At 70.3% G+C, this 12,500-nt stretch carries 11 protein-coding genes; 3 read left to right on the top strand and 8 right to left on the bottom strand.

The window, feature by feature from the left end:
- Positions 1-42 precede the first annotated feature (42 nt).
- From AAEP80_RS08855 to AAEP80_RS08835, 5 genes are read right to left on the bottom strand one after another with little or no spacing between them, the layout of a single operon-like run.
- Complete coding sequence (locus AAEP80_RS08855; RefSeq protein WP_420366753.1) at positions 43-3,060, bottom strand: alpha-mannosidase; 3,018 nt, start codon at positions 3,058-3,060, stop codon at positions 43-45.
- A 24-nt stretch (positions 3,061-3,084) separates the two neighbouring features.
- On the bottom strand, positions 3,085-4,503 hold the full coding sequence (locus AAEP80_RS08850) for a glycoside hydrolase 5 family protein (RefSeq protein WP_420366752.1): 1,419 nt from the start codon (positions 4,501-4,503) through the stop codon (positions 3,085-3,087).
- Positions 4,503-5,465 carry a carbohydrate ABC transporter permease gene (locus AAEP80_RS08845; protein ID WP_420366751.1) on the bottom strand — a complete coding sequence of 321 codons (963 nt, stop codon included), beginning with the start codon at positions 5,463-5,465 and terminating at the stop codon, positions 4,503-4,505. The genes AAEP80_RS08850 and AAEP80_RS08845 overlap by 1 nt, the downstream gene beginning before the upstream one ends.
- The gene (locus tag AAEP80_RS08840) at positions 5,462-6,340 is read right to left on the bottom strand and encodes a carbohydrate ABC transporter permease (protein WP_420366750.1); all 879 of its coding nucleotides are present in this window, start codon (positions 6,338-6,340) and stop codon (positions 5,462-5,464) included. Before AAEP80_RS08840 ends, AAEP80_RS08845 begins: the two co-directional genes overlap by 4 nt.
- Before the next feature lie 37 nt (positions 6,341-6,377).
- The gene (locus AAEP80_RS08835; protein ID WP_402729215.1) at positions 6,378-7,664 is read right to left on the bottom strand and encodes an ABC transporter substrate-binding protein; all 1,287 of its coding nucleotides are present in this window, start codon (positions 7,662-7,664) and stop codon (positions 6,378-6,380) included.
- A 104-nt stretch (positions 7,665-7,768) separates the two neighbouring features.
- Between AAEP80_RS08835 and AAEP80_RS08830 the strand changes: the two genes are divergently transcribed.
- The 3 genes from AAEP80_RS08830 to AAEP80_RS08820 all read left to right on the top strand — a co-directional run bounded on the left by AAEP80_RS08830 (position 7,769) and on the right by AAEP80_RS08820 (position 9,471).
- A complete protein-coding gene (locus tag AAEP80_RS08830; RefSeq protein ID WP_413602424.1) occupies positions 7,769-8,800 on the top strand; it encodes a LacI family DNA-binding transcriptional regulator in 1,032 nt (343 codons plus the stop codon).
- 83 nt (positions 8,801-8,883) lie between these two features.
- Entirely contained in the window at positions 8,884-9,192 is a 309-nt protein-coding gene (locus tag AAEP80_RS08825) for a hypothetical protein (protein ID WP_420366749.1), read from the top strand.
- A gap of 126 nt (positions 9,193-9,318) precedes the next feature.
- Positions 9,319-9,471: a hypothetical protein gene (locus AAEP80_RS08820; protein WP_281267341.1), complete on the top strand. Its 153-nt coding sequence runs from the start codon at positions 9,319-9,321 to the stop codon at positions 9,469-9,471.
- On the opposite strand, the gene AAEP80_RS08815 is transcribed toward AAEP80_RS08820, so the two are convergent.
- The 3 genes from AAEP80_RS08815 to AAEP80_RS08805 are packed head-to-tail and all read right to left on the bottom strand — an operon-like array spanning position 9,444 to position 12,437.
- On the bottom strand, positions 9,444-10,292 hold the full coding sequence (locus AAEP80_RS08815) for an EamA family transporter (RefSeq protein WP_420366748.1): 849 nt from the start codon (positions 10,290-10,292) through the stop codon (positions 9,444-9,446). The genes AAEP80_RS08820 and AAEP80_RS08815 overlap by 28 nt on opposite strands.
- Before the next feature lie 16 nt (positions 10,293-10,308).
- A complete protein-coding gene (locus AAEP80_RS08810) occupies positions 10,309-10,971 on the bottom strand; it encodes a response regulator (protein WP_420366747.1) in 663 nt (220 codons plus the stop codon).
- 47 nt (positions 10,972-11,018) lie between these two features.
- On the bottom strand, positions 11,019-12,437 hold the full coding sequence (locus tag AAEP80_RS08805; RefSeq protein WP_420366746.1) for a histidine kinase: 1,419 nt from the start codon (positions 12,435-12,437) through the stop codon (positions 11,019-11,021).
- Between the last annotated feature and the right edge of the window lie 63 nt (positions 12,438-12,500).

Here is a 12,500-nt window from a genome sequence, read left to right as displayed (position 1 = left end):
CTCCTCTTCGAGTGTCGCGACGGCGGTCGCCGCCGACGTTGTTCAGCTCCGCGCGAAGCGGAACGTGCGCACCTCGAACGCGTCCACGGCGAACGCCGCGTCGATCGAGGACGTGTGTGCGGAGCCCTCGGGCAGAGGCTCCTCGAGCAGCGAGACCTCGACGGGGTCGCCGAAGGGCCCGTCGACGGCGATCGAACCGGTCCCCCGGCGGCCCGCAGGCTCGTACACCCGCACGACGAGGTCGCCGGAGCGGTCGTCGGCGAGCTTCACGCTCGACACCACGACGTCGCCGGACACCTGCACGAGGGGCGCGAAGCCACGGTCGCCCGTGACGGTGCGCGACGCCGTGTTCATGAGCGTCCCGGCGGTCGTGGCCCCTGCGATGTCGGTCCCGATGACGAGCCCGAACCGGTGCGTCTGCACACCCTGGTCGGTCTCCGGGTCGGGGAACCGCGGCGCGCGGAGGAGCGAGAGCCGGACCGTGGTGGTGACGTGCCCGTCGACGGCGTCGCGGGTGGTGTCGAACCCGTGGATGGAGTCGTTGACCAGGGCGACCCCGAACCCGGGCTCCTCGACGAGCGCGTAGCGGTGCATCGAGGTCTCGAACTTCGCGGCCTCCCACGAGGTGTTCGTGTGCGTCGCACGCTTCTGCGCGCCGAACTGGGTCTCGGCGACGGTGTGCTCGGCGCGGACGTCGAGCGGGAAGGCGACCTTGAGGAACTTCTCGGTCTCGTGCCAGTCGGTCGTCTGGTCGATCTCCAGGGTGCGCGATCCCGGCGCGAGGGTGATCTCCTGCGTCAGCGTCGACGCGCTGAACGCCCGCTCCACCACGACGCGGGCGGTGCCGTCCGCGTCGACCGAGCCGGTGAGCCCGGTCACCTCGTCGAGGTCTTCGACCCGGTTCCGGTAGTACCGGTCGACGTCCCACGCGTCCCACATGTTCGGGAAGTCCTGGTGGAGCTGGAGCAGGTTCGCCGCCTGTCCCGGTGCGATCGCCTCTCGTCCGGTGCTGCGGTCGGCCGCGCTGGTGACGAGCCCCCTGGCGTCGACGACGACGCGCACCAGGTCGTTCGTGAGCACGAACCCGCCGTCGACCGCGTCGAGGGCGACCGGGGCCGCGACGGTGACGTCCGCGGCGAGCGTCGCGCCGAGCGCGGAGGCGCCGTACTGGAGGCTCGGGGCCGGGTTGGCCACGACGGTCCGGTCCCCGGCACCGACGAGCGCCGACAGGGCGGCGGCGATGAGGGCCTCCAGGCGGTCCGCGACCTCCGCGTACTTCGCCACCGCCTCGCGGTGGACCCACGCGATCGACGTGCCGGGGAGGATGTCGTGGAACTGCTGGAGGAGCACCTGCTGCCAGAGCGCGTCGAGTTCGTCGTACGGGTAGACGAAGTCGGTCCGGGCGGCGGCGGTCGCGGCCCACAGCTCAGCCTCCACGAGCAGGTGCTCGCTCCGACGGTTGCCCTGCTTGGTCTGGTGCTGGCTGGTCAGCGTGGCACGGTGCAGCTCGAGGTAGAGCTCCCCCACCCACACCGGCGGATCGGGCAGTTCGGCCTTCGCCCGGTCGAAGAACACGTCGGGATGCTCCCACGTCACGCGGGCGCTCCCCTCGAGGTCGGCCAGTCGCGCAGCGGTACCGGTCATCTCACGCGTGGTCCCACCGCCGCCGTCGCCCCAGCCCACCGGGGCGATCGACCCCGACGCCAGCCGGTTCTCCCGGAACTGCCGCGATGCCTTGGCGACCTCGGACCCGGACAGCCGCGAGTTGTACGTGTCCATCGACGGGAAGTGCGAGAACACCCGCGATCCGTCGATGCCCTCCCACAGGAACGTGTGGTGCGGGAACTTGTTCACCTGGTTCCACGAGATCTTCTGCGTGAAGAACCACTCGAAGCCCGCGCGGCGCATCAGCTGCGGCAGAGCCGGCGAGTACCCGAAGCTGTCCGGCAGCCACACGCCCTTCGGGCGGATGCCGAACTCACGCTCGAAGAACCGCTGTCCCTGCGTGAACTGCCGGACGATGCTCTCCCCGGTCGGCATCACCGTGTCGGATTCGACCCACATCCCGCCGAGCGGCAGGAAGCGTCCGGCGGCGACGGCGTCCTTGACCCTGGCGTAGACCTCAGGCCGGTGTTCCTTGATCCAGGCGTACTGCTGCGCGCTGGACATGCCGTAGAGGAAGTCGTCGGTCTGGTCGATGAGCTCCGTCATCGTGGACGAGGTCCGCGCGACCTTCCGGATGGTCTCCCGCACCGGCCAGAGCCATGCGGAGTCGATGTGTGCGTGCCCGACGGCGGAGATCCGGTGCGCAGATGCCTCTGCGGGCGAGGCGAGCACATCGGCGAGCGCCGCGCGGGCATCGGGCGCCGTTGCCGCGATGTGCTGCAGGTCGAGGGCGTCGAGCGCGTCGTCGAGCGCCTGCAGGATGCGCATGCGCCTCGGGCCCTCCGGCAGCTCCGCCTGGAGTTCGAGGAGCACGTCGATGTCGAGTGCGAGCTCGTGTACCTCGGACTCGAAGACGGCGAGGTCCATCCGGCGGCTCGTGTACAGCCGCTTCGACGACGAGGTCTGGATGTCGCCCTCGTGCGTGACGAGGAAGGGGTGGTAGTCGAGCAGCACCGGGTTCGACGCCGCCTCGACGAAGAACTCGACGGTCGCTCCGCCGACGGCCTCCTCCGCGACGAGCACCCACTGGTTCCTTGGGTTGATCGACTTCACCGGGGTGCCGTCGGCGAGGTACACGAGCCCCTCGCACTGGAACCCCGGCATGTTGATGTCGAAGCCGAGGTCGATCACGGCCTCCACCCGCCGACCGGCCCACTCGACCGGCACCGTCCCGGACAGCCGGAACCACGTCGTCCCCCACGCGGCACCCCAGGTCGTCCCGACCTCGTACGGCTCGAACGTCAGCGCGAGCCCCTCCGCGGGCGGGATCGGCTCGCCGGGCAGCTCGTGCCACGCGGTCTCGAGTGGCGTCGCCGTGGCGTGCACCGCAGGTCGGATCCGCTCGTCGAGGACGCGTCGGGCTCGGCCGGTGGTGAGGGGGATGTCGTCGTGCATGGTGCCTTCCGGAGACGGGGTGGGTCAGGGCATCGTCGCGGGGTGCGCGACCGCGAACGGGGTGGAGGTGCTGGCGTCGGACGGGACGTCGACGCAGGTGGTGATGCCGCGTGCGGCGAGGAGCGGCGTGTCGCCGAGGCGCGAGCGCAGGACCACCTGCGGGCCGCGGCCGTGCTCCTCGGCGAGCGCCAGCCACGCGGCGGCGAACCGGCCGCCCGGCGCGCTGTCGGCCCTGGTCATCGGGAGCGGCGCGCCGGCGGCGTCGACGTCGTCGAGCACCAGTCCGAGCTCCGAGCCGGTGGACGCGGGACGTCGGGTGTCGCCGGAGGCGGTGGCCACCTCGCGGAAGCGCTCCCCCGTCGGCTTCACCCGGCCGTCGTTCGTGAGCAGGCCGAGGTCGTACTCGAGCTCCGGGAAGTCCGCGAGTGAGCGGGACACGTCGTGCGAGCACCACCACGTCACCCCGAGCAGGTGCTGCACGTCGACGGCGTGCCGGATGGTCTGCTCTGTGAATGACCCGGCGTCGGCGACGTCCACGACGTTCGTCGGCGCGCCGACCTCCTGCAGCCAGTTCGGTCGGGCCGCGTCGCGGTTCCACGCCGCCGCGAGCTGCAGCAGGTACTCCCCGTGCCGGACCGAACCGGCTCCGAGGGCGCCGTGCACCGCGGCCGAGCCGTTGAACACCCACGAGTGCGTGACGGTGGCGTCGCCGTGGTCGGCGGCGTGCTCGGGGCCGAACGGCTGCGCGTCGTCGTACCAGGCCGCGTCGTACTGGGCGACGGTGACCAGCGGCGCCGGGGCCGACCCGCTGCCGGAGGCGCGCGACGCGTCGGACTGGTGCCGAGCCTCCAGGCCGGCCGCGCCGGACGGGCCGGACGCGCCGGACGCGCCGGACGACAGGCCGGACGCGCCGGACGACAGGCCGGACCGCGCCGCGGCGACCATCCGTGCCGCCCACGCGTGTCCCTCGGCCGCCGTGATGTCGTGCGGGGACGGGTGCGGCGCGTGCGCGAACTGGTTGACCTCGTTGCCGATCGTGATGCCGAGCAGGTTCGGCCGGTCACCCACCGCCGCGGCGAGGGCGTGCACGTACGCGGCCGTCGAGTCGACGACGTCCGGGTCGGTGAACATGTTCCGACGGTGCCACGAGTCGAGCCACGACGGCAGGAAGTCGAAGCTCGACAGGTGTCCCTGCAGCGCGTCGACGTTGACGTCGAGCCCGAACGACGCCGCGATGTCGACGACGCGGGCGACGTCCTCGAGCGCCGAGGCCCTGATCAGCGTCCGGTTCGGCTGCACCACGGGCCAGAGCGGGAAGATCCGCACGTGGTCGGCGCCGAGGGACGCGATCGCCTCGAGGTCGCGCGCCGTCTCGGAGCACGAGAAGTCGAGCCACGAGTGGAACCACCCCACCGATGGCGTGTAGTTGACCCCGAAGCGCATCAGCCCTTCACACCGCCCTCTTCCACACCCTTGAAGAAGAAGCGCTGCAGGACGGCGAAGATCACGGCGATCGGGATGAACGCGATCATGGTGCCGGCCGCGATCAGCCGCTGGTCGGTGCCGAACGTGCCGCGCAGGTACTCGAGCCCGACGGTCAGCGTCAGCTTCTCCGGGGACTGCAGGACGATGAGCGGCCAGAGGAAGTCGTCCCACGCGCCGATGAACGAGAAGATCGCGATGACGGCGATCGTGCCCTGGACGGCCGGGAGCGAGATGTACCGCAACCGCTGCCAGGCGTTCGCGCCGTCCATCACCGCGGCCTGGTCGATCTCGTCCGGGAGCTGCCGGAACGCGTTGAACATGAGCAGCACGTTGAGGGCGGCGATCATGCCCGGCAGGGCGACGCCGACCAGGTTGTCGGCGAGGCCGAGGTCCTTCACGGTGACGAACTGGGAGATGATCGTCGCCTCTCCCGGCAGGACGAGCGTCGCGAGGAACAGTCCGAGGACGGCCTTGCGGAAGCGCCACTGGAGCCGGGCGAGGGCGAAGCCGGCGAAGGTCGCGAACACGATGTTCCCGAGGACGTCGATCGCCGCGACGACGAGCGAGTTGCCGATGTACCCGAACACCGGGATCGCGTCGCCGACGCGCAGGTAGTTGCCGATCGTCGGTTGTGTCGGGATGAACGACGGGTTCGCCGTGTAGATGTCCTCGCCGGCGCCCTTCAGCGACGTCGAGAGCTGCCAGAGGAACGGCCCGATGGTGATGAAGAGCACCACGACGAGGAGGACGTAGCGGATCGCCTTCTCGCGGGTGGACATGACGCCCCAGGCGGCCCGGCGGCGGCGGGGCGGACGGGAGGCTCGTCCTCCGCCCGTCGCGCCGGCCACGTCCGGCGTCGGGCTGGCCGCGCCCTGTGCGCCGCCGAGCGCGGGTTCGCTGGTGGTGGTCGTGTTGGTCATCGGTCCGCCCTGCTGTTGATCCGCGCGAGGGCGAGCATCGGGATGAGCGTCACGACGAAGAGCAGCAGGCTCAGTGCCGACGCGTACCCGAGGTTGCCGGTGAAGCCCCGCGCGTACTGCTGGATGAGCATGACGATCGAGTTGTCCTGGCCGCCGGGGCCGCCCGTCCCGTTCGTCAGGATGTAGAGCTCGCTGAACACCCGGAGCGCACTCACGCACACCAGGATCCCGACGAGGGTCATCGTGCCGCGGACGCCGGGCATCGTGACCGACCAGAACCGACGGACCGCACCGGCGCCGTCGAGCGCTGCGGCCTCGTGCAGGTCCTTGCCGACGTTCCCGAGGGCCGCGAGGAAGATGATCATGTAGTACCCGAGGCCCTTCCAGACGGTCAGGCTGATCGCGCTGAACAGCAGGAGCCACCGGTCGGTGAGGAACGGGATGCTCCCGTGCACGATCCCGAGCGACTGCGCCATCTCGTTGATGACACCGCGGTCGTCGAGGATCCAGTTCCAGATCAGCCCGACGACCACGGCGCTGGCGATCACCGGCGTGTAGTACGCCGTGCGGAAGAAGGCGATGCCGGGCAGCTTCTGCTGGACGAGCACGGCCATGAGGAGCGGGAGGACCGTCAGGAGCGGCAGGCAGATCGCCATGTAGACGACGCTGTTGAGCAGCGCCTCCCACACCTGCGGGTCGGCGAGCAGCGTCTGGAAGTTCTGCAGACCGACCCAGCGGCTGACCCCACCGAGCGGGCTGGCGTTCGTGAACGACAGCCGGACGGTGTTGATCGACGGCCAGAGGCTGAACGCGACGAGCCAGACGAGTGCCGGCAGGACGAGCAGCCAGGGGGTGAACCAACGATTCGCGCGCATGGCGATCCTCCCTCTCTCTCTCTTCTTCGGGGCCGGATCAGCCGTTGGCGAGCAGGGTGTTCATCTTCGTCTGCGCCGTCTCGAGCGCCTGCTTCGCGGTCACCTGGCCCTTCATCGCGAGCGCGATCTGCTGGTCGAGGAAGTCCGTCATCGCGGAGTTCGCCTGGACCGGGTTGAGGTTCTTCGCGGTCTTCAGGGCCTCGTTCGCGAGCACGCGGGCCTTGCCGTTCACGGTGCCGTCGTCCTTCGAGAAGAACGGGTCGGACTGCGAGGACTTCGTGGACGGGAAGATGTTGACCTTGTGGGCGAAGGCCTCTTGGTTGTCGGCGTTCGTCATGAACTGCGCGAAGGCCTCGGCCGTGGCGAGGTGCTTCGACTTGCTCGACACCGACAGGCCCTGCACGTACAGCGGTGGGGTGTCGAGCGCCGGGGAGACCGTGACCTTGCCCTGCAGCGACGGGTTGTTCTTCTCGATGTCGCTGAGCGCGGTGGCGCCACCGGTCGTCCACGCGACCTTGCCCTGCGTGAACAGGGTGGAGTTGCCGAGGTAGTCGCTGTTCAGGACCGTGGAGGGCATGAGGCCGTCCTGGTAGGCCTTGGCGTACCGGTCGATGAGGTCGGCCGCCTTGGTCGAGTCCGCGAAGGTGAACTTCGTGCCGTCGGCGTTGATGATCTTCACGCCGGCGAGCGAGAAGTCGCTGAGGCCCGGCTTGCGGCTCATCAGGTAGTCGTCGGGGCAGGCCTTGTGCATCGTCTCGGCCTGCGTGAAGAGGTCGTCGACGGTCTTCGGCGGGTTGTCCGCGTCGAGCCCGCACTTGGCGAACATGTCGGAGTTCCAGTAGTCGACGTCGGTGTTGAGGTACCACGGGTAGCCGTACGTGCCGTCGAGCCCCTTGTACTGGTACGCATCGAGCGCCCCGGCGACGTAGGTGCTGGACAGCTTGCTGTCGTCCTTCGACACGTCCTGCAGGAATCCGCGCTTGGCCAGCGGCAGCGCGATGTCCGGCGGCAGGTTGATGACGTCGGGGAGCGAGTTGCTCGATGCCTGGCTGAGGACCTTGTCCGCGTAGCCGTCGCCGGGCTGGTCCTGGAGCTTGACCTTGGCGTCGGGGTGCTCCTTCTCGAAGTCCGCGATCACGCCGTTGAGGTAGCCGGTGTACGTCGGCGTGAGCGCCCACGTCTGGAGCGTGATCGTGCCGGAGACCGAGCCGTCGCCGTTCGACGCGCCGCCGCCGGTGGAGCAGCCGGCGAGGACGAGCGCCGTGGCAGCGGCCCCGGCGAGGAGGGCGATGGCGCGCCCGGTGGTGTGTGTGGTCGTTCTCATCGCGTCGGACTCCCTTGTTCGTGGCGACTGAACCGGTTCAGTCCTGGTCGCCGAACCGGTGGATGTGCATGACTATGAAGAACTAAAACGCTATAGTCAAGCCCATGGCCAGCAAGCGACGAACGACGATCGCGGACATCGCCGCGAAGGCCGGCGTGTCGATCAGCGCCGTGTCGTTCGCGCTGAACGACCGCCCCGGGGTGTCCGACGCGACCCGCGCCAGGGTCCGCGCGGTCGCGCGCGAACTCGACTGGCAGCCGCACACCGCGGCGCGGGCGCTCGGGGGCGCTCGGGCCGGGTCGATCGGGTTCGTGCTGAACCGGCCCGCTCGCACACTCGGCACGGAGTCCTTCTTCGGCGACCTGATCTCCGGCATCCAACTCGGTCTCGCGGGATCACACGTCGGGATGAACCTGCTCGTCGCCCGCGATGCCGAGGAAGAGCTCCAGACCTACCGCGACTGGTGGAGCGGGCACCGGGTGGACGGTGTCGTGCTCATCGACCCGCGGCGCGACGATCCGCGACTCCGACTGCTCGCCGACCTCGGCATGCCGACCGTCGTCGTCGGATCGCACCCGTCCAGCACCGGCGCAGCGCCGAGCGTGTGGATCGACGACTCGGAGGCGGCGGACACCGTGTTCCGCTACCTGCACGCACTCGGGCACCGGCGGATCGCTCACGTGGCCGGGCGTCCGGAGTTCGAGCACACCGCGATGCGGATCGACCGACTCCGCTCGTTCTCGTCGACGCACGGGCTCACCGAGACCGTCTCGATCCCCACCGACTACTCGGCCGAGAGCGGTGCCGCCGCGACCAGGGACCTCCTCTCCCGCGCGGCACCACCGACGGCGATCGTGTACGACAACGACGTGCTCGCCGTCGCCGGCCTCGGCGTCGCGAGCGAGATGCGCCGGTCGGTGCCGGGTGCCGTGTCCATCGTGTCGTTCGACGACTCGGCGATGATCCAGCTCGTCCGACCCGCGATCACCTCCCTGACCCGTGACACCGTCGAGCTCGGGCAGCGCGCGGCGACCCTGCTGCGTCGGCAGATCGACCTCGAGACCGTGCTGCCGTCCGAGCCGGGGCCGCTCCTGACGCTCAGCGTGCGCGAGTCGACGGGGCCGGCACCGGCCTGACGACACGCCCACAGCGCGTTCGCGCGCGGGCCGCTCGGCGCGCACGACTTGACGGCCGTTCGAACACACGTTCGAATACCGTCGTGGGACGGCGTCGCGAGAACCGGTGGCAGCCCCCGGAGCACCCGGAGGTCGAACGTCCGCGCGCCTACTCCCTGTCCGACGACGCCCGTGGACCGGATGCGTGCCACGCCGTGACGCCCGTGCCGGTGTGGGCGTGGATCCAGTTCCCGACCTTCCACGTGCGGGTCAAGGCGTTCGCGAAGAGCTGGACCCGCGATGCCGTGCTCGTCGAGTGGGCGCAGTTCGGGCAACAGGCCGAGGCGTGGGTCTGGCGATCAGCCGTGAAACACCGGACACTCAGGGCCGACCAGAGGCGGAACGGGCGCTGAGAGTCCGTATGACGCACTCGATTGACACAGCACACCGCGAGCGAGATCGTTTACGGAGTGCGGGGACGCAAAGAATCTCGATCATCGAGATTTCTGGCTCGGAACGCACGACCGGAAGGAGGCACGATGAAGCGCAGTGAGGTGCCGTCCTGGGTCGCACACGTGCTCACGCCGCCCGAGGTCATCGCCGCCTACGTCGACCGCCGCGTGAACGATCCGGCGCTCCTGTCGGGTGAGCAGCACGAACCGACCTACGCCGACTTCCTCCGCGAGGAGTAGACGGTCACGCCGACGCTCGCCGCGGTGACGCACGCGAGCGCCAGGACTTCGACGAGCGACAACGCCTCGTGGAGCACGAGGAGTCCGGCGAGCGCGGCGACCGCGGGGCCGAGGCTCTGCAGGATGCCGAACACGCGTGTCGGCATCCGACGGAGCGCGAGCATCTCCAACGCGTAGGGCAGCACGCTCGACAGCACCGCGACGGCGCCGAAGACGATGAGCAGCGTCGGGTCGGCGACGATGCCCGTCACGGCGGTGCGGAGGCCGAACGGCAGGGACACCAGCATCGCGACGAGCATCGACACCGCGAGTCCGTCGACGCCGGGGATGATCGATCCGACGTGCCGGTTCATCACGATGTAGCCGGCCCAGCACACCGCGGCGGCCACGGCGAACGCGATGCCCCCGAGCTGCGTGACCGCGGACGGTCCGACACCGAGCAGGACGACGCCGGCGAGCGCCAGGACCGCCCAGAGCACGTCGCGCCACCGTCGGGTGTGCACGAGCGACAGCGTGAGTGGGCCGAGGAACTCGATCGTCACGGCGACCCCGATGGGGATGCTCGCGAAGGCCAGGTAGATGAACACGTTCATGCCGCCGAGCGCCAGGCCGAGGCCGATCGCGCCGAGCCACTGCGCCCGGTTCCAGTGCCGGACACGGGGACGGACGACGAGTGCGAGCACGACCGCACCGATCACGAGCCGGAGCGTGGCGGCACCGACGGAGCCGACCTCGTCGAAGCGGGTCTTCGCGATGGCGGCGCCGAGCTGCACGGAGACGATCGCGGCGAGCGCCAGCAGCGGCGCGGGGACACGGGTCATCCGAGCGGGCCCCGCGTCATCCCAGGTAGGCGAGCACGGCGAGGACGCGGCGGTGGTCCTCTCCGGTGTCCTCGAGCGCGAGCTTGGCGAAGATGCTCGACACGTGCTTCTCGACGGCGCCGGTGCCGATGACGAGTGCTCGGGCGATGGCGGCGTTGGTCCGGCCCTCTGCCATCAGCCCCAAGACCTCGCGCTCGCGCGGCGTGAGCGCCTCGAGCGGATCGCGGCGGCGGCTCATCAGCTGCGTGACGACCTCGGGATCGAGGACGGTGCCGCCGGAGGCGATCCGTCGGACGGCGTCGTCGATCTCCTCGAGCCTCGTGACGCGGTCCTTGAGCAGGTAGCCGATGCCCGACGAGCCCGAGGCCAGGACGTCCTCGGCGTAGGTGGCCTCGACGTACTGCGAGAGGAGCAGCACCCCCGTGGCCGGTGCGAGTCGGCGGGTCTCGACGGCGGCGCGGACGCCTTCGTCGGTGAAGGTCGGCGGCATCCGGACGTCCATGATGACGACGTCGGGGGCGCCGTCGGGCAGCGTCGCGAGGAACGAGACGGCGTCGGCGTACTGCCCGACGACCTCGATGCCCGCTTCGTCGAGGACGCGGGACAGCCCCTCGCGGAGCAGGACCGCGTCGTCGACGACGACGGCCCGGATGCGTGCTGCATCCTGGCCGTCGGTCATGCCCCAACCCTAGCGGGAGACGGGGTCCCTAGCGGGAGACGGGGACCCTAGCGGGCGGTCGGCACTCCGTTCAGTGCGCCGAGCGGGATGCGAGCGGTGGCCTCGGTCGGACCACCCTCGGGGCTCGACACCGTCAGCTCGCCGTCGAGGGCTCGCATGCGCCCCATGAGCCCCTCGATGCCGTGGCCCTCCTGCACGCTCGCTCCCCCGACGCCGTCGTCCGTGACGCTGACCGTGAGGTACCAGACCGAGGAGGCGTCCACCACGAGCCCCAGGTACACCCCGGCCGTCGACGCTCCGGCGTGCTTCGTGGTGTTCGTCAGGAGCTCGGACACCGTGAAGTACACGTTCCGCTGGATCTCCGTCGCGAGCTCGAGCCCGTCCGGCAGGCGGACGTCGAGTCCGACGGGGATCGGGGTGCGTGCGACGAGGGCCTCGAGCGCTGCGACCAGCCCGCGGTCGAGCAGGATCGGCGGCGCGAACCCGCGGGAGAGTGCGCGGAGCTCGTCGAGGGCATCCTTCGCGTGCTCCGACGCCTCGCCGATGAGCTGCTTCGCCTTGTCCGGGTCCTTGTCGAACGCGCGCTCGGCGGCCGAGAGGTCCATCCGCAGCCGCACGAGGCGCTGCTGCGGGCCGTCGTGCAGGTCACGCTCGATCTGTCGGAGCGCCTGTCCCTCTGCGGTCACCGCACCAGCGCGGGAGGCCTGGAGCCCGGCGACCCGACGCTCCAGCACCTCGGCACGGAACCCGCCGAGCAGCCCGAAGTCGACCCAGTAGTGCGCGAGCACGGAGCCGCGTGCCCAGAGCGGGAACAGCACGACCGAGGCCGAGACGCTCACGGCGCAGGCCAACGCCCCGAGGATCCACGCCCAGCTCTGGTCGAAGCTGTTCTGCATCAGGAAGACGTTGATGTCCCAGCCGTAGCGCAGCGCGGTGAACCCGGCGACGAACGGCCCGAAGAACCCGACGACGAGCACCGCACCGGCGCCCACCGTGACGAGCGCGGTGAGCGGGTAGACGACCGCAGCGTGCAGCAGGTACAGCCAGTAGTGCGGGTTCGCGACCGCCGAGCCCGTCCGCGTCCACCAGTTCTGCTGCCAGCGCGGCGTCCAGTCCACGGGGCGGATCGGCCGCGGGTCGGCCCACGAGATGCGGAGCCGCTCGAACTGCCCGAGCCACCGCGCCACGAACAACGCGACGAAGAACATCAGCAGGACGAACGGGTTGAAGAGGTCGCGGAACCCGCCGCCGAGGACCGCAGCGGGGAAGACGAAGTAGAGCGTGCAGAGCAGCACCGCCGTCAGCGCCATGTAGCCGAAGTCGCGCGGGAGCCGCTTCCATGCCTCGCGGTAGAACGAGCCTGCGGTGGGCTGCGGGGGCATGGGCGGTGTGGCTCCTGGCGGTGCGGGGATGGCGTCGTCCAGCGGCACGGTGATTGCCTGGTCGAGACGGTCGGTGTCGGTCATGGCTCAAGCCTCGCGAACACGGGCTTCCCACCCCATCCTGCCCCCTCCCGGATCCGGGGTGGG

Origin of the sequence: Curtobacterium sp. L3-7, assembly GCF_048756585.1 — a bacterium.
GTDB lineage: Bacteria > Actinomycetota > Actinomycetes > Actinomycetales > Microbacteriaceae > Curtobacterium.
The sequence above is the reverse complement of the archived record's forward strand: the minus strand, read 5'-3'. Positions and strand labels throughout refer to the sequence as shown.

Coding starts and splice junctions, on each gene's coding strand:
- AAEP80_RS08815 (WP_420366748.1), bottom strand. CDS start 10,292: ATGACCCGTGTCCCCGCGCCGCTGCTGGCGCTCGCCGCGATCGTCTCC.
- AAEP80_RS08820 (WP_281267341.1), top strand. CDS start 9,319: ATGAAGCGCAGTGAGGTGCCGTCCTGGGTCGCACACGTGCTCACGCCG.
- AAEP80_RS08805 (WP_420366746.1), bottom strand. CDS start 12,437: ATGACCGACACCGACCGTCTCGACCAGGCAATCACCGTGCCGCTGGAC.
- AAEP80_RS08810 (WP_420366747.1), bottom strand. CDS start 10,971: ATGACCGACGGCCAGGATGCAGCACGCATCCGGGCCGTCGTCGTCGAC.
- AAEP80_RS08840 (WP_420366750.1), bottom strand. CDS start 6,340: ATGCGCGCGAATCGTTGGTTCACCCCCTGGCTGCTCGTCCTGCCGGCA.
- AAEP80_RS08855 (WP_420366753.1), bottom strand. CDS start 3,060: ATGCACGACGACATCCCCCTCACCACCGGCCGAGCCCGACGCGTCCTC.
- AAEP80_RS08830 (WP_413602424.1), top strand. CDS start 7,769: ATGGCCAGCAAGCGACGAACGACGATCGCGGACATCGCCGCGAAGGCC.
- AAEP80_RS08850 (WP_420366752.1), bottom strand. CDS start 4,503: ATGCGCTTCGGGGTCAACTACACGCCATCGGTGGGGTGGTTCCACTCG.
- AAEP80_RS08845 (WP_420366751.1), bottom strand. CDS start 5,465: ATGACCAACACGACCACCACCAGCGAACCCGCGCTCGGCGGCGCACAG.
- AAEP80_RS08835 (WP_402729215.1), bottom strand. CDS start 7,664: ATGAGAACGACCACACACACCACCGGGCGCGCCATCGCCCTCCTCGCC.